We start from the raw sequence: 19,958 nt of genomic DNA on the forward strand, positions 1-19,958 counted from the left end.
TCAATCCCTTCTTTCAAAAATACTGTTTACAGCTTCCATCCATATTTGTCTATAATCTATATCCACATGTAACATCATAAAATTCCCGACATTATCAAGCACTAATGCTAACATATGAGCTTTTGAAAATAGATTTTTATTTTCAATTAATTGCAGCTCATTTGCTTTTGTAAGGAGTGATTCAAACCCTTGTAAATATTCTGTTTGCACAGTTAGTAATCGATCTTTGTACATATCATTTCTTGAAGATAGTAATAAATATTCTTGCAACACACGATTAAAATAAGGATCGTTCTGCTGTTCATCAATTATTTTGAATCCAATTTCAATGCATTTCTCAATAAAATTTTCTTTCGTAAACTCTTCTGTATGGAAGAAGGAAGAAAACTGCATCGCAGCACATAATTCTGTGAAAATACATTCGATTAATGCATCTTTAGATTTAAAGTAATAATAAATGGACGGTTTAGCAATTCCGACTTCTTCAGCAATCATAGAATAGGTCGTTTTAGTAATGCCATGTCCGGCAAACAGTCGATAGCTTGCTTCCATAATTGAAGAGAGTGTTTCTTCACTTTTGCTCATAATAAAGCCTCCTACAAAAAGGTTATATAAATCGTATCATTCATAAATATTTTTTTCAACCTACCGTTAGGTAAAAAAATATCCTGTTTTTTACAAAGTAATTTAAAAAGGTTAAGAGTTATGGAAATACTTTAGAAATATATTTCTAAAGTATTGTGTTCACTTTACACATAAATATTGAGAAAATTTCACTTACCCTAAATGGAAAGGTAATAGAAGTGTTCATAGAGAATTACTCGTAGATTCAATTTTTATCCATCCGTTTTGCGGGGAATGATTGCCTAGTGGTAATGGGATAAGGTTGAGCTACTTTATTAGGGGGAGTGGTTCTATGTTTAATAAAAAAATGGTGGCAATGGCAATGACCGTGCCGTTAGTAATGGGGACGATTTCTACGGTTTCGGCATTGGAAAAACAACAGCAAGTAAAGTTAGAAGCTTATTCGCCACAGAAAAAAGCAACTGAATATTTAAAAGAAAATGCTGCGCAGTATGGATTGAAAACAGATCTTTCAGACTTGCAATATATTTCTACAACAGAAACATCAGTAGCTTCATATGTTAGGTTCCAACAAGTTGTTAATGGTGCACCTGTATTTTCAAAACAAATAACAGTTACTCTTAACGGAGAGGGAAAGGGAGTACTCGCTGTTTCTGATTATCAGCCTGTTACAGGTGTGAAGGAAGTAACGACAAAAATTAGTGAAAAAGATGCAATACAAAAATCAATGGCGTATGTTGGAGAAGCAAGTGAGCAAAATTTATGGGCTCCTACAGATAAAGAGTTCGGATATATTGTTGAAGAAGGAATTGCTCGTCCAGTATATAAAGTTGTAGTCCATTCTAATAATCCATTTGGTGCATGGGAAACATTTATTGATGCAGAAAATGGAAAGTTAATTAAAAAGGTTGATATAAACCGAAAAGCTGAAGGGTCAGGAAAAGTATTTTTACCTAACCCAGTCGTATCTAGCGGTAGTAAAGTAGGCTTAAAAGATAATAACGATGCAGATTCAACAGCTCTAACGAACCAACTGAAAACTGTTACGTTAAAAGGTTTAGATGGAACAGGATTTTTAATTGGAGAATATGTAACGATTTCTTCAAAAGCGAAAACAAAATCTACGAATTTACAATTTAACTATACACGCGCAAATGATAGCTTTGAAGATGTTATGTCGTACTATCATATCGACACATTGCAACGTTACATTCAAAGTCTAGGTTTTAAAAATATTAATAACCGTTCGATAAAAGTGAATGTTAATGGTACAACTGATGATAACTCATTCTATTCTCCATCAACAAAAGCTTTGACTTTCGGTACTGGCGGTGTTGATGATGCAGAAGATGCTGGTATTATCGCACATGAATATGGGCATTCGATTCAAGATAACCAAGTTCCTGGCTTTGGTAGTTCAGCAGAAGGTGGAGCGATGGGAGAAGGATTTGGGGACTTCTTAGGTGCTACATATGAAGATGCAGTATCGACTACTGGATATGGTAAAGCATGTGTTGGAGAATGGGATGCGACAGCTTATTCTAGTTCAGATCCAACATGCTTACGCCGATTAGATAATAATAAAGTATATCCGAAAGATATAACGAATGAAGTGCATGATGATGGTGAAATTTGGGCTCAAGGCCAATACGAAATGGCACAAGCTTTTGGCCGTGATGTAGCAACAAAAATCATTTTACAATCACACTGGTCATTAACACCAAACTCTAAATTCAGTGATGGAGCGAAAGCGATTAAGCAAGCGGATGCTCTTTTATATGGCGGACAACATGCTGCTGATATTGATCGCATTTGGGCAGCGAGAGGCATTAGTACGAATTAATATAAAAAGTCGTGGCGTTTATAAGCCACGACTTTTTAATTTGCTTACGAACTGGTACTAGTAAATAAAGCTATATCAATGATAGTGTGAATATATCCGTATCCCATTTATTTTTTAGCTTCTTTAAAAACAAAATGCTCTTTAAATTTTCTAGACTCAACTTTTTGACCATTTCTCATGGAGCGGAAAGGGTGTTCTTGCCATGTAATAATTACATCAACCTCATCCGCTTTTGTAGCAACAGGTAAATTAGCGTGTTCAAATCCAGTTTTTCCACTTGCCAAACGACTTTCCTTTAGGGAAAAGAGTTCATATTTCGTTTTCTTATTTGGTTCGTTGCGGAATACTTCGACGTTTACATTATATACTTCATTATTCCCGACATTCTTTACTGAAAAATGATATGTTTGAAATTCATCTTTTTTAGCTTGAAGCATATTCTTGTTTGTTTTTTTCGGTTTATCAATATTCACTTGCCATTGATCAGAGTTTTGAGAGATTGGTAAAGATTTTGGTGAATAGGCATACGTTTCGTTTACTACAATTAAGCAAAACAAAAGGAGAAAGAAACTAATTGCTTTTTGCATAAACACACCTCGCTTTAAAATTTTTATTAATATGCGTAAATGAATTAGTTTTTATGTAAAAATTGGAAAATATTAAAGGTGTAATTTTGGATTTAATACATAAGAATATGTATTACAAAATTAACTTTTCACACTTTAGAAGAATCTAGGAGTTAGAAAATCAGAATGTTTTAAAAAAGGCTTGCATTTTATAAAGTAAGGAGTTAGAATACTCTGTAAATATAAAAAGTGATGATCAGGAAAAGTACATGGTGCAAAGATCTACAGAGAGCAGCCGGTTGCTGGGAAGGTTGCGATACCGCATGATGGAAAGACACCTGTGAGTGTTGCTTTGAACGTGATTATTAGTAAAAGCAAACGGTACCTACCGTTATCAGGGCTAAGATGGTCAGTATGACAATTTGGGTGGTACCGCGGAAAAAAATCCGTCCCTATTTATAGGGGCGGATTTTTGTATTCTTTGAAAGGGGGTGAGTGACCGTGGATGATGACGATGACAACAATAACGTAAATAAATATAAAATTACTGGAGGGAAAAATAATGGATTCAATAATGAAGCGTTCACTCACAAAAGAATGTACAAAGCAAAGTGGAAAGGTTGTATTACTTCAAGGATGGGTAAAAAAAATTCGGCACCTTGGAAATGTTAGTTTTTTATTATTACGGGACAGAACAGGAGTAATTCAATGTGTATTAGAAAATGAATTGGCCGGATATAAAGTTGATGTAGAAAGTGTTGTCCATGTAATCGGTGAGATAGTCGAGACATCGAAAACAGAATTGGGTGTTGAAGTACTTGCTCATGAAGTGAAAGTAATAAACGGTGCAGAGCCACTTCCATTTGAAATAAATAAAAAGAAGTTACAAGTTGGCTTAGATCAACTACTTAATGAGCGAGTAATATCATTAAGGCATGAGCGAACCGCAGCGATTTTTAAAGTGAAATCTACACTCGTTCAGAGCTTTAGTGAATTTCTTATAGAGAACGATTTTACACGGATCTTTACGCCGAAAATTGTTTCGCAAGGGGCAGAAGGAGGAGCAAATGTTTTTAAGCTTCCATACTTCCAAAAAGAAGCTTATTTAGCACAATCACCACAGTTTTATAAGCAAATGATGGTGGCAGGTGGGTTAGAACGAGTTTTTGAAATTGCACCTGTATATAGAGCGGAACATCATAATTCTTCCCGTCATTTGAATGAATATATATCGTTAGACGTAGAACTTGGTTTTATTCATGATTTTTATGAAGTGATGCAACTAGAAACGGATGTTTTACGATATATGTTTCAACAAGTAGCGGAAAAATGTGAAATAGAACTACAACTATTACAAATAGAAGTACCTGTTATTACTGAAATACCTAAAATTACATTGTTAGAAGCACAAGAAATTTTGAAAAGTAAGTATCGTAAAGAATCTCCTGTAGGGGATTTAGATACAGAAGGTGAAAAGTTACTAGGGAAATATGTAAAGGAAACATATAATAGTGAATTTGTTTTCATTACACATTATCCGAAAGAAGCGAGACCGATGTATACGATGCAAAATAAAGAGAATCCAGCTATTACTGATTCATTCGATTTATTATATAAAGGGCTAGAAATAACGTCAGGGGCACAGCGAATTCATAATTATGAATTGTTACTCGCTTCGTTTAAAGAAAAAGGATTACATCCAGAGAAATTTCAATCTTATTTAAATACATTCCGATATGGTTGTCCACCACATGGAGGTTTCGGAATTGGGTTAGAAAGGATTGTATATAAACTATTAGAATTAACAAATGTACGAGAGGCTAGTGCTTTTCCGAGAGATTGTACTCGTCTTATACCATAAAAAAAATCTTTGCGATTATCGCGAAGATTTTTTTTTAGTTCGTTTGAAAAGATGAAAATATAGACTCTTTCTTTTGCTAATAAGCTTAGTAAAAGTGAGTTATCAATATGAACCATTTCGACAAAAAATCAATATACCCCTTGACAGTTACAAATATAACCGATATACTTCATATTAATTTCAAAAGAAAATATATTCTAAATATTACAATGTGTTGAATAGGAGTAGTAAGGTCATGTATTTGTACAGAGAGCTATGGGTTGGTGTGACATAGTCAAATGACATCCTGAACTCGCCTAGGAGCAGTAAGGTGGAACGGAATTACATTCTTAGTAAATCTTAACGGTTAACCTTCGATATTAGGTTTGTAATCAAACGATTACTACTAAGGTGGATTCATAATGGAATCAATAAGGGTGGTACCGCGTTAAGTAAATGGCTTAGCGTCTCTTTATATAGAGATGCTAGGCCATTTTTTATTATATGGAAGAAGAAATGGAGGGTTTATTTGAATAGGTTTATAAAATTTGTTTATTTATATAAAAAGATTTAATTAGGAGGAAAATGAGATGAAACAGACGGAGCAATGGACTTCGAAATTAGGTTTTATAATGGCGGCAGCCGGATCAGCAATTGGACTTGGTGCGATATGGAAGTTCCCTTATATCGCTGGGAAGAGTGGGGGAGGAGCGTTCTTTTTAATATTTATATTATTTACTGTTTTAATTGGACTACCGCTACTTATAGCTGAATTTATGATTGGACGCAGTACGCAGAAACAAGCAGTTGGAGCATTTAAAAGTATCGCGCCAAATACAGGATGGCATTGGATTGGACGACTTGGCGTTGGAACATGTTTTATACTACTTTCGTTTTATAGCGTTGTAGGTGGATGGGTGTTAATTTATTTATTCAGAGGAGTAACGGGACAACTTATTACTCCGGGACAAAATTACGGAGCATTATTTACTGAAACAATTGGAAATCCCACTTGGGCGATTATAGGACATTTCGCTTTTATGTTCATTACGATATGGGTTGTATCAAAAGGTGTACAAAATGGAATTGAAAAAGCAAGTAAATATATGTTGCCAGCATTGTTCGTTTTATTTGTCGCTCTTATTATTCGTTCGTTAACACTTGATGATGCAATGAAAGGTGTGAAGTTTTTCTTACAAACAGATTTCTCAAAGATTACTTCGGAAAGTATTTTGTTCGCAATGGGGCAATCATTCTTTGCGATTAGTATCGGGATTTCGATTATGGTCACGTATAGTTCCTATTTAAATAAAAAAGAAAGTTTACCAAAATCAGCAATAACAATTGTTGGATTGAATTTATTTGTTTCTTTATTTGCGGGTCTTGCTATTTTTCCGGCTGTATTTTCATTAGGAATGGAGCCAACAGAAGGACCTGGATTACTATTTATCGTATTACCATCTGTATTTAGTCAAATTCCATTCGGTGGATTTTTCTTAACAGTATTTCTTGCACTATTTACATTTGCGACATTAACATCGGCATTTTCTCTGTTAGAGACAGTTGTTTCAGCATTAGCAAATGGTGAACAAGAAAAGAGAACGAAATTATCATGGCTGATCGGTTTCGGCATTTTCTTAGTAGGTATACCATCAGCGTTATCATTTGGAGTATGGAGTGATATTACGATTTTCGGAAAGAATATTTTTGATGCAGTAGACTTCTTATCTAGTAATATATTAATGCCACTTGGAGCACTATTTATTAGTATTTTCGTTTCATTCAAAATGGAGAAGAAGGTACTAGAAGCAGAGTTTTTTGTAGGTGGAAATTATGGAAAGAAAGTATTTACTTGTTGGGCATTTTTACTTCGATTTGTAGCACCACTTGCAATAATTATCGTCTTCTTAAATGTAATAGGAATTATTTAATATTAAATGTTATAATATTCAGTAAAAAAGGGGTGGTGATCATAAAGGAAAATTTGATAGAAGCAGGGAAATACATGAATATTAGAGGGAAAAAGCTATACGTTGAAACACATGGAAATCCTAAAAATAAGCCAGTCTTATCCTTGCATGGTGGACCAAGAGAAAGTTGTTATGATTTTTCATTTCATCAAGCGGAACGTTTAAAAGATTCTCTATATGTAATTATGATAGATCAAAGAGGTGTTTGTCGATCAGAAGAAATTACTGAAGACGAAGCTTTTGGATTAAATGATTTGATTGAAGACTGTGAGGAATTAAAAAAAGTATTACAAATTGAGAAGTGGTCTATAATTGGACACTCTTTCGGTGGATATGTAGCATTGCTTTATGCGTCGATATATCCAAGTTCAATAGAGAAAATAATATTTGAAGGACCAACTTTTAATTTTGCATTAACAAGTAGGGCTTTGTTACAAAAAACAGGGCATTTATTAAAAAAGTATGGAAAAGAAGAAATAGCAAAAGAATGCTTTGCTTATTCATCTAGCGATGCTAGTTCAGAAGAGTTGTTAGAAGCTTATATAAGATTAAGCGCTGAATTAGAAGAAAAAAGAATGGAGATTTACAATAATAAGGAAGATAGGACAGATGAGAGTTTATACAGTGATGAAGAGTGGGAAATATTTTCAAATCGCTCCAAAATTCACTTTGATAGATTAAAATTAGAGGGAGCATGTCATACATCATTATTATCAAAAATAAAAGATGTACAAAATCTAATGTTATTAATAGTAGGAAAACATGATGTATTAACGTGTGAAGAACAAATTAAAACATTTAATAAAGATGCCCGAAACGGCAAGTATATCATATTTGAAGAGAGCGGTCATTCACCTCATTATGAGGAAGCAGATAGATTTGCAGAAACAGTCATACATTTTTTGAAATGAAGAAAAGGGTGCTTCTATAAATGAGAGGCACCCTTTCTAAATTTCTGGATATGTGATTGTGATGCTAGGCCACTTACTTTGCCAATTCTTTTTTATAACTCTGTTTTTGTACATATGTAATCGTTCTTTCGATTTAAGAAAATGAGCTGTTGGTTTCACTTGTAAGGAAAGGACATCTTCAATACCACATGGGGCTGTTAAGATAACGTTGTTTAGTTCATCAAGTGTAACTCCTAAAGCCGTTGCTGTTTCAGGGAATTTAGATATAGCATTAACAGAAGAAGAATATGGTGGCATATTATTCACTACATGCATACGAGCTTGATTTTTTACAGACCAAGGGATAGTAGCATCAATATTCATTAATTTCGTTTCTAATGATTGTTCGTATATCTCATCTTGATGTAGACTATCATAATAAATCACATCAACATCAGGCATAGCCGTTTTAGCTTCATAGTCATGTAAAGTATCCCAAATTTTAGAACGAACAAATCCGGCACAAATCCACCAATCAGGTAGCTCTAGTGATTTTGCCATTTGTAATACATTCATCATCCATTCGTCGTTTTCTATTAAGCGAATTATATCTTTCTCTGTTTTGATCTTCATTGATAAATTCACCTTTCTAGTAAATTAATGCATCAGTTCAATAATCCATAAAATCCAGTAAGCACCTGGTACAAATAGCAGTTGTGCTAATAATGTGCCGAGAAGTCTAGAAATCATTAGCCAACCATACATTTTACTCATAGATTCAGCACCGCTTTCTGATTGTAGAGCACGTTCTGTTAAAAGAGCAATGCGTGGATCGAGTAATACAGTTAATAAAATAGTGGCGAAACCATTTACAAGGCCAGAAGCTGTACTTGCATTTGTTGCATAATCTGGATTTAAAAAAGAAGCGTAAAGGGCTGAAAGTACCCCTGCTGTATAAATAGCAGTAGCAAACATGTTAATAAGCATAATACGCTTTGGAATACCACCGATACGCAGTCTATGAATCATTTCTAACTTTGGAAAACGGACATATTTTTTTGTGTACTTTAATTTTTGAATGTTATTCGTTTTCATCATTCGAATGAAAGAACCGTCTGTTTCAAAGTTTTGAATGACATATCCAAATAATTTTGTCAAAGTTGGATAAAGAATGATCGCGATTAATGTACCGATAGAAGCCGATAATAGTACGAGTCGTATAATATGCTCTAAATTAATAGAAGAATCTAGTTTTGCTTCATCGACAATACCACCGATTAAAAAGGCTTGTAGTAAGTTTGATGTTCTTGAAATAAGTAACACCATTCCTACAACAGACAAGGCAACCGCAATCTTCTTTAAACGTACTCCAGCTAATCGAATACTATAAGAGCTTGTTTCAACTGCGTGGATTACAATTGTGAAAGCCATTATAAAAATTAACGTAATTGACATTTGTTTCACCAGTTTCTATTAAAATAATTGTAACTTTTTTACTTTATCATATCTATCGTATTTTGTAACTGAAAGTATGTGACATATGGAAATTGATTTTTCGAAAAAATAGATAATGATAGTATAATAGGGAGAAGTGGAAGAGATGTTAGCAGTTATTTATACAGCAAATTAAGTGGAGGAATGAAACATGTATAAAACATTTCTATTTGATTTAGATGGAACTTTAACGGATCCGAAAGAAGGAATTGTAAATTCGGTTTTGTATGCGTTAAAAAAAGTAGGAATTGAAGAAGTACATATAAGTGAGTTAGATTCATTTATAGGTCCTCCTATTCAGCAATCATTCGTAGAGAGATATAATATGAGTGAAGGAGAGGTTGAACGTGCTGTTTTTTACTTCCGTAAGTATTTAAAGCAGCGTGGATTGTTTGAAAATAATGTATACGAGGGGATTCTGAAGCTCTTGCAACAATTAAAAAGTTCAGGGAATCGCATATTCGTAGCAACTTCAAAGCCCACTGTATTTGCGAAACAAGTTATAGAGCATTTTCAGTTAACGAATTATTTCGAAGACATCATTGGAAGTAATTTAGATGGTACGAGAATAAAAAAAGAAGAAATAATTGCTCATATTTTACAAACAAATGAAGAACTAAATAAAGAAGAAATGATAATGATTGGTGATAGAAAGCACGATATAATAGGTGCAAATCAGAATGGAATTGCTTCAATTGGTGTTTTATATGGCTATGGCTGTGAAAAAGAACTGACTGAAGTTAGTGCGACCTACATAGTGAAAGATGTTGAAGAACTGTATCATTTTTGTGTAGAGAAAAATTTAATAAAGCAGTAAATATAGATTCTAGCAATCCCTTTATAACGTATGACGATGAATTCGTTTCTGTTTAAAGGGATTTTTCATATGTAATCGAATAATTATAATTAGACATTTTTAGCATAAAAATTTGTATGAATAAGAGGAGGGATGTCAGAATTAAAAGGTTAGTAGAAATTTATCAATAAAATTTAGAATATTCTGTTTAATGGAGGGGTAAAATTGGAGTTAGTTATTATATTATTAGCACTAAGTTTACTTATGTTCGTAGCATACAGAGGTTTTTCTGTTATTTTATTCGCGCCGATATTTGCATTATTTGCAGTATTTTTGACAGAACCTAGTTATGTATTACCTTTCTTTTCTAATATCTTTATGGAGAAAATGGTTGGATTTATAAAATTATATTTTCCTGTGTTTTTATTAGGAGCAATATTTGGCAAAGTAGTGGAAATGTCAGGAATTGCAGATTCTATCGCAAAAACAATTATTGAGTTAGTTGGTGAAAAACGTACTATATTAGCGATTGTATTAATGGGGGCTATTTTAACGTATAGTGGTGTTAGTGTGTATGTAGTAGTGTTTGCTGTTTATCCGTTCGCAGCTAAGTTGTTTCGACAAGCTAATATTCCAAAGCGTTTAATCCCTGGAACGATTGTTCTTGGAGCAGTAACGTTTACAATGGATGCGTTACCTGGATCACCACAAATTCAAAATGTAATACCTACAACATTTTTTAAAACGGATATTTATGCTGCACCGATACTTGGGATTGTAGGAGCAATTTTTGTTCTTACATTAGGTTTACTATATTTAGAGAGTAGACGTAAGAAGGCAAAAGCGGCAGGTGAAGGATACTTTGGTTTTAATGATGGAAATACTGAAATGGCAGCATCTTTGCAAGTTGAACAAAAAAATATGCCATTAATTAATAACATTGAAATCACAAGAGCACAACAACTTATTGCATTTATACCACTTATTTTAGTAGGTGTAATGAATAAAGTGTTTACTATTATGATACCGAAGTGGTATCCAAGCGGTTTTGATTTTTCTGCAATTGGTATGAAAGCATTTGGAAAAGTAGAATTAAGTGCAGTAGTAGGAATTTGGTCTGTAGAATTGGCACTTATTATAGGGATCTTAACAACGTTATTATTATATTGGAAGCGAGTAGTAACAGGTTTCCAAGCTGGATTGAATACAAGTATTGATGGAGCGCTACTTGCAACGATGAATACAGGAGCTGAGTTTGGATTCGGTGGTGTCATTGCAGCACTTCCAGGTTTCGCAATTATGAGAGATGGCATCTCTGCTACTTTCACAAATCCGTTAGTGAATGGTGCAGTAACGACAAATATTTTAGCTGGAATTACAGGATCGGCATCAGGAGGAATGGGAATAGTATTAAGTGCAATGGGAGATAAATTTATTGCAGCGGCCAATCAATTTGATATTCCATTAGAAGTTATGCACCGTATCGTATCAATGGCATCAGGAGGAATGGATACACTACCACATAACGGGGCTATTATTACTATTCTTACAGTAACAGGATTAACACATAAACAGTCATATAAAGATATATTTGCTATTACAATTTTGAAAACGGTTGCTGTATTTTTAGTTATCGCATTCTATACTTTAACAGGACTCTATTAAAAAATTTGAATCGTAAAGATTCATCAAATCGATAATTTATGTTATAAAATATTAATTAGGATAAGAAGGGGTGGGGGACTTGCAAGAGGTTTCTGAGTTTCGTATGCCAAAGTCGGTATTATATGGAAGGAATTCGCTTGAAAAACTGGGAGAACAATCAAAAAAGTTAGGGAAAAGAGCTTTTATAGTTACTGATACAATTATGGAGAAATTAGGATATGTTGAAAAGTGTATGCAACAACTAAATAAGAAAGGTATTACTGTTAGTACATATAATAAAGTGGATGCTGAGCCTACAAATATACACGTATTAGAAGCGTTATCTCTTTGTAAAGAGGAAAAGTGCGATTTTATTATCGGTATTGGTGGTGGAAGTTGTATTGATGCTGCGAAAGCGGTAGCGGTTTTATATACAAATGGTGGAGAAGTTGAGGATTATGTCCAAAAGGATATTAAAATAGAAAACAATCCACTACCACTTATTGCAATTCCAACAACTTCTGGTACTGGATCGGAAGTTACAAGTGTAGCAGTAATTACGAATAAAAAAACAGATGTAAAAATGATGATGAAGCATCCTAGTTTTATACCGAAAGTAGCAATTATAGATCCAGTTTTGACAAGTTCGTTACCCCCACAAATTACGGCAGCAACAGGAATAGATGCGTTATGTCATGCGATTGAAGCTTATATTTCTAAATTTTCACAACCACTTACAGATGTACTTGCTCTTTCAGCTATTGAAAGTATTATGAAATATTTACGTATAGCATATGAAGATGGACGTAATATGGAGGCAAGAGAAGCGATGATGATTGCTTCCTTACAAGCTGGAATTGCATTTTCTAATGCATCAGTTACATTAGTTCATGGAATGTCAAGGCCAGTGGGAGCATTATTTCATGTACCGCATGGAATATCAAATGCCATACTATTACCTACAGTGTTAGAGTTTACAAAAACAAGTGCAATGAAAAGGTTAGCAAAAATTGGACGTAGTTTAAATAAGGATTTGTATTCGAATTCTGATGAGGAAGTAGCAGACTACACACTTGGTGAAATAAAAAAACTTTGCTTTGATCTTCGTATTCCAAATTTAAAAGAATACGGAATCGATGAAATTAAATTTGAAAATGCTATTTCTAAAATGGCATCAGATGCAATTGAAAGTGGTAGCCCAGCTAATAATCCACGTGTTCCATCATATGATGAAATCAAAGAGCTGTATCGAGAGTGTTTTAATTATAAGTATAAAGAATTTATAAAAACATCAGATTGTTAATTTCAGAATATTCTATAAAAATTTCCTTGGAAATGAAAGTAGAATTATTCTTTATTATTTCCATATTTCCGTAAAACAAGACTTTATATTCCAAACTTAAAGTCTTGTTTTATTATGTATATTATACATAATAAAACATTGTTATTAGTTTTATAAAAATAGTTTAGGTAGGTGTTTATATGAAAACGATAGGTCTTATAGGTGGCATGAGTTGGGAATCAACTTCTGAATATTATCGAATTATTAATGAAGAAATAAAAGAGAGATTAGGAGGGCTACATTCAGCAAAATGTTTGATTAATAGTGTGGATTTTGAAGAGATTGAACGATGTCAGTCTAGCGGAGATTGGGATGGTGCTGGAGAAATTCTAGGGAATGCGGCATATTCATTACAAAAGGGAGGAGCAGACTTTATAATCATTTGTACAAATACAATGCATAAGGTAGTTGAAAAAATAAAGGAGAAAATTGATATTCCAGTCTTACATATTGCTGATGCAACTGCAAAAGAAATTAAAAGAAAAGACATTCAAAAGGTTGGTCTGCTTGGAACTAAATATACAATGGAGCAAGATTTCTATAAGTCACGTATTGAAGAGCATGATATAAAAGTAATAGTACCATCAGGAACAAATAGAGAAAAAGTAAACGAAGTAATATATACAGAATTATGTTTAGGAAAAATAGTAGTTCAATCTAGAGAGTATTATAAAAGGGTTATAGAAGAATTAGTACAAGAAGGAGCACAAGGAATTATATTAGGTTGTACGGAAATAGGTTTATTAATAAAGCAAGAAAACGTATCAGTCCCGATATTTGATACGACCCATATACATGCAATTGAAGCAGTCAAGGTAGCTTTAGATAAATAGATTATAATTATATTATGTAAACTTAATTCGTATATCTGGAAAACATTCAGAAAATACTTTATAATGTAAGTGGTTACATTTAAGGGGGAATGCGTATGTTTTCAGTTCAACCAATCGCATTTGTACATAATGAAAGAAAGGAAATAAAAGATGATGAGTGGGGAGAAGTAAGATCCCGTATAACTTTAACTGAAATGTATGCAGAAAAAAGTATACAAGGGATTGAAGATTTTTCTCATATTGAAGTTGTTTTTTATTTTCATAAAGTAACTGACGAGCAAATTCAGTATTTTGCTAGACATCCTAGAAATAATAAGGATTATCCTGAAGTAGGTATTTTTGCACAGCGCGGGAAAAATCGTCCGAATCGCATAGGTGTAACAATTGTAAAGGTGATCAAAAGAGAAGGTAAATCAATTATTGTTGAGGGATTAGATGCTATTGATGGCACTCCTATATTGGATATAAAACCAATAATGCAAGAGTTTATGCCGACAGAAGAAATACACCAGCCTAAATGGGCAACGGATATAATGAGACAGTATTGGAAGGGGAATGGAGTAAAATGAGAATATATGAGGCAACAATTGCAGATTTAGATGGACTGGCATCAGTTTTTAATAACTATCGCATGTTTTATAGACAAGATTCTGATTTAGAAGGGGCAAAAGTATTTTTACGAAATCGAATTGAGAGAAAAGAGTCTGTTATTTTCGTAGCAGTTGAAGACGACGAATATATTGGATTCACGCAACTATATCCATCATTTTCTTCCATTTCAATGAAAGAATTATGGATTTTAAATGATTTATTTGTACAAGCGGCGAAGCGTGGAGCCGGAACAGGTAAAAAATTATTAGAAGCTGCTAAAGAATACGCATTAGAAAATGGAGCAAAAGGTGTAAAATTGCAAACAGAGATTGATAATTTATCAGCACAACGATTATACGCTGAAAATGGCTATTTGAGAGATAATCGTTATTTCCATTACGAATTAACGTTTTAAAAAATTAAGTTGAAAGAGGCATTTTCAAGAAAAAGAATTTCTTTGTAATGAGAAATTCTTTTTTATTTTTGCCTAAATTAAAAAACATGACAAAAATAAAACGATATTTATTTATTGTTAAACAATAAATGTTGTGATAAAATTATGTTGCCATTAAATAAGTGAGGTATTGTAAATGAATCTTAAACGAAGTTCAACAATGTTCTTAAAAGTAATTATTTTTCTTGCTGGAATTTCAGTGCTTGCTTTATGCATACTTTTAGTGCCGGAAATGGCGAGTTTCGCAGCAAATTTGTATCCTAATATTGCTCCGATGAAATATCTTGTTTTCATTGTGATGTATGGAGCAGCTGTGCCTTTTTACGTTGCTCTTTATCAGGCTTTCAATCTTTTACAGTACATTGATGAGAACACAGCGTTCTCGGAATTATCAGTAAAGGCGTTAAAGAATATAAAGCGCTGTGCAATTACAATTAGTGGTTTGTATGTATTAAGTTTGCCACTTTTTTATTTTATAGCGAAAAAAATGGACCCTCCTATTGGGTTAGTGGGACTCATTATCGTTTTTGCTTCGCTCGTTATCTCCGTTTTTGCTGCTATCCTCCAACGACTTCTACAAGAGGCAATTAACATAAAATCAGAAAATGATTTGACGGTTTGAGGTGGCGGATATGACAATCATTATTAATATTGACGTCATGTTAGCAAAACGAAAAATGAGTGTAACGGAGCTTTCAGAGAAGGTTGGAATTACGATGGCGAATCTTTCTATTTTGAAAAATGCGAAAGCAAAAGCGGTTCGTTTTTCAACATTAGAAGCGATATGTAAAGCTTTGGAGTGTCAGCCAGGGGATATTTTGGAGTATAAAAACGATGAGAATACTCAATAAAAACAGATAACAAATGTAAATAATAGAAGTCAATAAAGAAGGGATAGCCACTAAGCTATTCCTTCTTTACGTTAATTGCTGTTACTAATAAAAAATATAATTTGAATTGCAATGTTTGCGTATCAAAAGGGAACTTGCTACCTTTTGAGGTGATCCGTTTTGTGGAATACGATTATTTTCCAAAAAGGCTATTTTAACTATGTTTTAAATTATTTCGTGTGAATCAAAATTTTCATTTGTATTATAGTTGATTTAAAACCCAGTTTGTTGCATCTTCAAAGTTATCTGCAATGTAGTTTGGTTTAATATGTGCCCATTTGTCTCGGTACGTATGCAAAGCATCATACCCAGCGCCTGTTCGGACTAGAATCGTAGTCGCATTTACTTTTGCTCCTGCAACAATATCAGTCCAACGATCACCAACTACAGCACATTGTGTTAAATTAAGTCCATGTTTTTTTGCTGCTTTAAGCAGCATGCCTGTACTTGGTTTACGGCATTCACAACCATCACCGTGTTTATGAGGACATACATAAATATCATCAAAACCGAAGCCTTCTAATTCTTGTACAAAATCGGCTACAGTTGCTATTCCATCTGCGATACCGGGTTGATTTGTGAAAGAGAAAATTTTTATATTTTTAGCTTTTAGTTTTTGCAAGGATGTTTTTGTGAATGGAAATAATGTAAAAGATCCTGGATAATGTATTGTAGTGTCACCACCAATTGTACCGTCACGATCAATGAAAATTGCTTTAATGTTTGTCATAGTTATAGTCCCTTCACTTTATAAAGTAGTTTAAAAATATTTTACAAATCGGTAGCCATTTACTTCATAACCTAATTTTTTGTAAAAAGGATGAGCTTCTACTCTTTTTGTTCCACTAACTAGCCATGTGCCAATGCAATTATGTTTCTTTGCTAATTGCTCGGCATAATCCATCAAAACTTGTCCAATGCCTTTCCGTCGTATGTTAGAATCAACGCTAATAATTGAAATCTCTCCATAACGTGTTACATCTTCTAAATTTTCACGTATACGAAATCCAAGTAATCCAAATATAGCTTCTTCTTCCTCGTAAACATATAAAAAATCAAACGGACTCATTTGTACGAATTGTAGGCGGTTGTTCATATCTTCATAGGAAATAGAGGAACCTTTTAATTCTTTCGTTAAAGAACAAAGTGCGTCTATATCATCTATCGTTGCTTCACGAATTTGAAAAGACATATTATCAACTCCAATAAAATGTAATCAAACATTTAATATTCTGTTAAAAAATGTTTTTTCCTGCTATGAAAATAAATATTTTATAATGATATATAGATAGTTATATGTTATTCTTTTCCTTGATTGTATTGGAAATGGAAAGAAGGGGAATGCATGTTAAAAGTAAATATCCGCTCAGCTGGATATGAAATAGGCGAAAAAACAATTCATGATATAGCTTTTTCTATCGAAAAAGGTGAACTAGTTGCTCTTATTGGAGCAAATGGTGCTGGGAAGAGTTCGACGATTAAAACGATACTCGGATTACTTGTAAATATGGACGGTGAAATATCATTCGGTGAAAAGAAAAATCCATATGCATACGTACCAGAACATCCAACATACTATGATTACTTGACGCTCTGGGAACATATTGAATTATTAATGGCAGCTCGTGGAAGTGAAATGGGAAGTTGGGAAGAACGAGCGGAACAATTATTACATACTTTTCGAATGAATAAGCATAAACATGAGTATTTATCAAAGTTTTCAAAAGGCATGAAACAAAAGTCTATGCTAATATTGGCGTTTTTAACTGAGCCAGATTTTTATATCATTGACGAACCTTTTATCGGTTTAGATCCAGTAGCTACGAAAGAGTTTTTAAATTATTTATATAAAGAAAAAGAGCGCGGGGCAGGAATTTTACTTTGTACGCACGTATTAGATACTGCTGAAAAAATTTGTGAAAGATTTTTACTCATTTCACAAGGTACATTAGTCGCAGATGGACATTTAGAATCTATTCAAATATTAGCGGAAATGCCGGGTAGTTCATTATTAGACTGCTTTGATGTAATTGTAAGGCGTGAACAACATGATTAAACAACAATTTTATAAGAGATTACGCCATGAACTCCAGCGGAAATGGAAGTCTATACGTTCGGTAACAGATTGGACAGTCGCATTATATATTATTATTCCAGCACTTATATTTATGGGAATCTATTATCGATCGCTATGGATAAATGAATTATCAACGGAAGAGACGATTTATTTCGGATTAGGATTACTCGCATTTTATCTAGTAACATATCCAAGAGGAGTTCGTTCATTTTTTGAGCAAGCGGATAGTTTATTTTTAATTTCGTATGCAACACATATGCGAAAATTAGTCCAGTATGGCATGATGTACACATTTGTTCGAATAGCGATAACGAATATAATAGTAGTCGTTATTATGTTACCAGTGTCGATGAAAAGTATCGAAGTAACAGAGATACAAGTCCTATTATTTTGGGTATTCTTTACTATATTTCGATTTATGTTGTCGTTGTTAACGAGATTTGTTCATGTACATGTGGGGAAACGATGGGTTTTATGGATTGTAAAAAATGTAGTATTTTCTATGAGCGTGTCCTTTTTTGGAATTAGTTTATTTTTTATTTATAAAAATCCGTTGTATTCAATTCTATTTATCGGTCTAGTAATTTTCTTAAGTAGTGTATTAGTAAAAGAGAAAATGAATTATAAAAAGTTCTTTTTTAAAGAAATCGAGAAAGAAAAGGAGGAAAGCATGCGCTGGACGATCGGAATTATGCAAGTTGGTGGTCATGCGGCTAAACCGAGTAGTTCGAATAAAAAACCGTGGATGTTTCCGCGCTCTAAAAGACTTTTAGGGAAAAACGCTGATTCTTGTATTGTCGAATCTTTTTTGAAAGAATTTTTCCGTACAAGTACTGCACGAATATTTTATATTCAAATTGTATGTATCAGTACTGCAAGTATAATTATGACTCCAAGGTGGATTGCAGCTATTGTTCTCGTATTTGCTGTAGTTGCAATTTCTCGCTATGCACGTGATTATTGGAATGAATTTACGAATAAGATGTTTCTTCGTTTATATTGTGATGAAGGGAAATTACTATTGTTAAGATGGAAGGCAGATCGTTATTTACTACTACCAGCAATACTTTTATATGGAATAGTTATACTTTCACAGTTTTATTTATTGCCAGCTGTGGTAGGCAGCGTTGTTTTTATTTTATTAATTGTATGGATTGTATTTGTACCATTAAAAAAGAGCCATTGACGGCTCTTTTTCTAGTCTGTAACACATTGATAAATAAAATATACTAAAACGAGTATACTTGCGGCGGAATACATGACATCTAAAGTCATCTGATCGCCTCCTTATTGTTGTTGTATTTTTATTGTATGAAATCTTACAATTTCATATTCAAGTGAAAAATATGTGAACGTTAACAAAATTGTAAAGTGCAAAAATTACAATCATTTTGTATAATAGAAGAAACCACCGTTATATAAAAAATAATGAGTGAAAGGGGAGGGAACATAAATGCCAAATTGGTTTAGAAAAACCTTAGTCGCATTAATTACCGTGTTTACATTTGGTTTAGTGACGCCTCCTTCCATATTACTTGATAATGCCAAAGCTGCGGACAAGCCTACGAGCACAGCTGGGCAACAAAGTTTGGAGAGCACGTCCTATACATATGAAGAAACGAATGACAGGTTAACCACCGATACTTTTATTACTTATGCAATGCAAGAAGCAGAGAAGCAGTCGATGCAAAAGTTTGGTACTAAAATTGGTCCAGTAATTGAAGATGAGTTTAAAGATGTAATATTACCGAAAATTGAAGAGGCAATTGCTGAGCTTGCTAGTGATGTACCAGAAGATTCACTACGATCATTAGCGATTTCTCAAAAACCAGCTGGTGGAAATAATGAGAAGATTTTTCACGTCTACGATACGAAATCTGGAAATGATTTATTGCGTTTCCATGTAAGAAGAGATCATCCACCGCAAGATGGTTATTATTTTAATTTCCATTACCACCGTTTTGATGATGGATACTCTGGACATCATGAGTTAGGAAATATTTATTGGAATACGAATGTACCACCGAAATGGTTGTCTTAAAAAGAACAAGAGAAAATCTTGTTCTTTTTTATTTTTATAGAAGGGACAGACAACTATGTTGTTGAATAACATAGGTTTAGAAAAAAGAAGCAAAGGGAGTAT

21 protein-coding genes and 2 other annotated features are annotated in these 19,958 nt (G+C 33.4%); of the genes, 15 read left to right on the forward strand and 6 right to left on the reverse strand.

Annotated features, from left to right (window positions below):
• Nucleotides 1–585 (reverse strand): TetR/AcrR family transcriptional regulator, encoded by a 585-nt coding sequence (locus V7S45_RS10660; RefSeq protein WP_025687376.1) that lies wholly within the window; start codon nt 583–585, stop codon nt 1–3.
• 331 nt (nt 586–916) lie between these two features.
• On the opposite strand from V7S45_RS10660, the gene V7S45_RS10665 reads away from it, so the two are divergent.
• Entirely contained in the window at nt 917–2,428 is a 1,512-nt protein-coding gene (locus V7S45_RS10665; RefSeq protein WP_000482273.1) for a M36 family metallopeptidase, read from the forward strand.
• A 107-nt stretch (nt 2,429–2,535) separates the two neighbouring features.
• Here V7S45_RS10665 and V7S45_RS10670 read toward each other — a convergent pair whose 3' ends face one another.
• The gene (locus V7S45_RS10670; protein WP_001167906.1) at nt 2,536–3,015 is read right to left on the reverse strand and encodes a hypothetical protein; all 480 of its coding nucleotides are present in this window, start codon (nt 3,013–3,015) and stop codon (nt 2,536–2,538) included.
• A gap of 222 nt (nt 3,016–3,237) precedes the next feature.
• Nucleotides 3,238–3,451 (forward strand) — a binding site (T-box leader).
• A 105-nt stretch (nt 3,452–3,556) separates the two neighbouring features.
• Between V7S45_RS10670 and aspS the strand changes: the two genes are divergently transcribed.
• The 3 genes from aspS to V7S45_RS10685 all read left to right on the forward strand — a co-directional run bounded on the left by aspS (nt 3,557) and on the right by V7S45_RS10685 (nt 7,715).
• Complete coding sequence (gene aspS, locus V7S45_RS10675; RefSeq protein ID WP_025687377.1) at nt 3,557–4,855, forward strand: aspartate--tRNA(Asn) ligase; 1,299 nt, start codon at nt 3,557–3,559, stop codon at nt 4,853–4,855.
• A gap of 205 nt (nt 4,856–5,060) precedes the next feature.
• Nucleotides 5,061–5,309: a binding site (T-box leader), on the forward strand.
• Between the two features lie 115 nt (nt 5,310–5,424).
• Complete coding sequence (locus tag V7S45_RS10680; protein WP_025687378.1) at nt 5,425–6,765, forward strand: sodium-dependent transporter; 1,341 nt, start codon at nt 5,425–5,427, stop codon at nt 6,763–6,765.
• A 74-nt stretch (nt 6,766–6,839) separates the two neighbouring features.
• A complete protein-coding gene (locus V7S45_RS10685; RefSeq protein ID WP_342761802.1) occupies nt 6,840–7,715 on the forward strand; it encodes an alpha/beta hydrolase in 876 nt (291 codons plus the stop codon).
• Between the two features lie 36 nt (nt 7,716–7,751).
• On the opposite strand, the gene V7S45_RS10690 is transcribed toward V7S45_RS10685, so the two are convergent.
• Nucleotides 7,752–8,327, reverse strand: coding sequence for a nucleotidyltransferase family protein (locus V7S45_RS10690; protein WP_025687380.1), 576 nt, complete (start codon nt 8,325–8,327; stop codon nt 7,752–7,754).
• Nucleotides 8,328–8,351: 24 nt separating this feature from the next.
• On the reverse strand, nt 8,352–9,149 hold the full coding sequence (locus tag V7S45_RS10695) for a lipid II flippase Amj family protein (RefSeq protein ID WP_000028915.1): 798 nt from the start codon (nt 9,147–9,149) through the stop codon (nt 8,352–8,354).
• Between the two features lie 190 nt (nt 9,150–9,339).
• On the opposite strand from V7S45_RS10695, the gene V7S45_RS10700 reads away from it, so the two are divergent.
• The 8 genes from V7S45_RS10700 to V7S45_RS10735 all read left to right on the forward strand — a co-directional run bounded on the left by V7S45_RS10700 (nt 9,340) and on the right by V7S45_RS10735 (nt 15,699).
• The gene (locus tag V7S45_RS10700) at nt 9,340–10,005 is read left to right on the forward strand and encodes an HAD family hydrolase (protein WP_342761803.1); all 666 of its coding nucleotides are present in this window, start codon (nt 9,340–9,342) and stop codon (nt 10,003–10,005) included.
• 204 nt (nt 10,006–10,209) lie between these two features.
• On the forward strand, nt 10,210–11,649 hold the full coding sequence (locus tag V7S45_RS10705; RefSeq protein WP_089607463.1) for a GntP family permease: 1,440 nt from the start codon (nt 10,210–10,212) through the stop codon (nt 11,647–11,649).
• Between the two features lie 79 nt (nt 11,650–11,728).
• The gene (locus V7S45_RS10710; RefSeq protein ID WP_025687382.1) at nt 11,729–12,931 is read left to right on the forward strand and encodes an iron-containing alcohol dehydrogenase; all 1,203 of its coding nucleotides are present in this window, start codon (nt 11,729–11,731) and stop codon (nt 12,929–12,931) included.
• 179 nt (nt 12,932–13,110) lie between these two features.
• Nucleotides 13,111–13,803: an aspartate/glutamate racemase family protein gene (locus V7S45_RS10715; RefSeq protein ID WP_000848563.1), complete on the forward strand. Its 693-nt coding sequence runs from the start codon at nt 13,111–13,113 to the stop codon at nt 13,801–13,803.
• A gap of 95 nt (nt 13,804–13,898) precedes the next feature.
• Nucleotides 13,899–14,372 (forward strand): SAM-dependent methyltransferase, encoded by a 474-nt coding sequence (locus V7S45_RS10720; protein WP_025687383.1) that lies wholly within the window; start codon nt 13,899–13,901, stop codon nt 14,370–14,372.
• Nucleotides 14,369–14,809 carry a GNAT family N-acetyltransferase gene (locus V7S45_RS10725; RefSeq protein ID WP_001223868.1) on the forward strand — a complete coding sequence of 147 codons (441 nt, stop codon included), beginning with the start codon at nt 14,369–14,371 and terminating at the stop codon, nt 14,807–14,809. The genes V7S45_RS10720 and V7S45_RS10725 overlap by 4 nt, the downstream gene beginning before the upstream one ends.
• 175 nt (nt 14,810–14,984) lie before the next feature.
• A complete protein-coding gene (locus V7S45_RS10730) occupies nt 14,985–15,470 on the forward strand; it encodes a DUF2975 domain-containing protein (protein WP_025687384.1) in 486 nt (161 codons plus the stop codon).
• Between the two features lie 10 nt (nt 15,471–15,480).
• Nucleotides 15,481–15,699, forward strand: coding sequence for a helix-turn-helix transcriptional regulator (locus tag V7S45_RS10735; RefSeq protein WP_000152532.1), 219 nt, complete (start codon nt 15,481–15,483; stop codon nt 15,697–15,699).
• Nucleotides 15,700–15,940: 241 nt separating this feature from the next.
• Here V7S45_RS10735 and V7S45_RS10740 read toward each other — a convergent pair whose 3' ends face one another.
• Both V7S45_RS10740 and V7S45_RS10745 read right to left on the reverse strand, forming a co-directional pair.
• Nucleotides 15,941–16,468, reverse strand: a complete 528-nt coding sequence (locus V7S45_RS10740; RefSeq protein ID WP_089607464.1) for an HAD-IIIA family hydrolase — start codon at nt 16,466–16,468, stop codon at nt 15,941–15,943.
• Between the two features lie 30 nt (nt 16,469–16,498).
• A complete protein-coding gene (locus V7S45_RS10745; RefSeq protein WP_000009777.1) occupies nt 16,499–16,930 on the reverse strand; it encodes a GNAT family N-acetyltransferase in 432 nt (143 codons plus the stop codon).
• A gap of 153 nt (nt 16,931–17,083) precedes the next feature.
• On the opposite strand from V7S45_RS10745, the gene V7S45_RS10750 reads away from it, so the two are divergent.
• From V7S45_RS10750 to V7S45_RS10760, 3 genes are all read left to right on the forward strand, one after another.
• On the forward strand, nt 17,084–17,794 hold the full coding sequence (locus V7S45_RS10750; protein WP_025687386.1) for an ABC transporter ATP-binding protein: 711 nt from the start codon (nt 17,084–17,086) through the stop codon (nt 17,792–17,794).
• Nucleotides 17,787–19,001: an ABC transporter permease gene (locus V7S45_RS10755; RefSeq protein ID WP_342761804.1), complete on the forward strand. Its 1,215-nt coding sequence runs from the start codon at nt 17,787–17,789 to the stop codon at nt 18,999–19,001. Before V7S45_RS10750 ends, V7S45_RS10755 begins: the two co-directional genes overlap by 8 nt.
• Nucleotides 19,002–19,268: 267 nt before the next feature.
• Nucleotides 19,269–19,856, forward strand: a complete 588-nt coding sequence (locus tag V7S45_RS10760) for a YpjP family protein (protein ID WP_025687388.1) — start codon at nt 19,269–19,271, stop codon at nt 19,854–19,856.
• The last annotated feature ends 102 nt before the right edge of the window (nt 19,857–19,958 follow it).

The organism is Bacillus sp. BR3(2024) (assembly GCF_039134555.1).
In the GTDB taxonomy this organism is placed as follows: Bacteria; Bacillota; Bacilli; order Bacillales; family Bacillaceae_G; genus Bacillus_A; species Bacillus_A cereus.

Bases quoted from the DNA above. Each gene is read 5' to 3' on its own strand.
- V7S45_RS10660 (WP_025687376.1), bottom strand. From the start codon at position 585: ATGAGCAAAAGTGAAGAAACACTCTCTTCAATTATGGAAGCAAGCTAT.
- V7S45_RS10665 (WP_000482273.1), top strand. From the start codon at position 917: ATGTTTAATAAAAAAATGGTGGCAATGGCAATGACCGTGCCGTTAGTA.
- V7S45_RS10670 (WP_001167906.1), bottom strand. From the start codon at position 3,015: ATGCAAAAAGCAATTAGTTTCTTTCTCCTTTTGTTTTGCTTAATTGTA.
- aspS (WP_025687377.1), top strand. From the start codon at position 3,557: ATGGATTCAATAATGAAGCGTTCACTCACAAAAGAATGTACAAAGCAA.
- V7S45_RS10680 (WP_025687378.1), top strand. From the start codon at position 5,425: ATGAAACAGACGGAGCAATGGACTTCGAAATTAGGTTTTATAATGGCG.
- V7S45_RS10685 (WP_342761802.1), top strand. From the start codon at position 6,840: ATGAATATTAGAGGGAAAAAGCTATACGTTGAAACACATGGAAATCCT.
- V7S45_RS10690 (WP_025687380.1), bottom strand. From the start codon at position 8,327: ATGAAGATCAAAACAGAGAAAGATATAATTCGCTTAATAGAAAACGAC.
- V7S45_RS10695 (WP_000028915.1), bottom strand. From the start codon at position 9,149: ATGTCAATTACGTTAATTTTTATAATGGCTTTCACAATTGTAATCCAC.
- V7S45_RS10700 (WP_342761803.1), top strand. From the start codon at position 9,340: ATGTATAAAACATTTCTATTTGATTTAGATGGAACTTTAACGGATCCG.
- V7S45_RS10715 (WP_000848563.1), top strand. From the start codon at position 13,111: ATGAAAACGATAGGTCTTATAGGTGGCATGAGTTGGGAATCAACTTCT.
- V7S45_RS10720 (WP_025687383.1), top strand. From the start codon at position 13,899: ATGTTTTCAGTTCAACCAATCGCATTTGTACATAATGAAAGAAAGGAA.
- V7S45_RS10725 (WP_001223868.1), top strand. From the start codon at position 14,369: ATGAGAATATATGAGGCAACAATTGCAGATTTAGATGGACTGGCATCA.
- V7S45_RS10730 (WP_025687384.1), top strand. From the start codon at position 14,985: ATGAATCTTAAACGAAGTTCAACAATGTTCTTAAAAGTAATTATTTTT.
- V7S45_RS10735 (WP_000152532.1), top strand. From the start codon at position 15,481: ATGACAATCATTATTAATATTGACGTCATGTTAGCAAAACGAAAAATG.
- V7S45_RS10740 (WP_089607464.1), bottom strand. From the start codon at position 16,468: ATGACAAACATTAAAGCAATTTTCATTGATCGTGACGGTACAATTGGT.
- V7S45_RS10745 (WP_000009777.1), bottom strand. From the start codon at position 16,930: ATGTCTTTTCAAATTCGTGAAGCAACGATAGATGATATAGACGCACTT.
- V7S45_RS10750 (WP_025687386.1), top strand. From the start codon at position 17,084: ATGTTAAAAGTAAATATCCGCTCAGCTGGATATGAAATAGGCGAAAAA.
- V7S45_RS10755 (WP_342761804.1), top strand. From the start codon at position 17,787: ATGATTAAACAACAATTTTATAAGAGATTACGCCATGAACTCCAGCGG.
- V7S45_RS10760 (WP_025687388.1), top strand. From the start codon at position 19,269: ATGCCAAATTGGTTTAGAAAAACCTTAGTCGCATTAATTACCGTGTTT.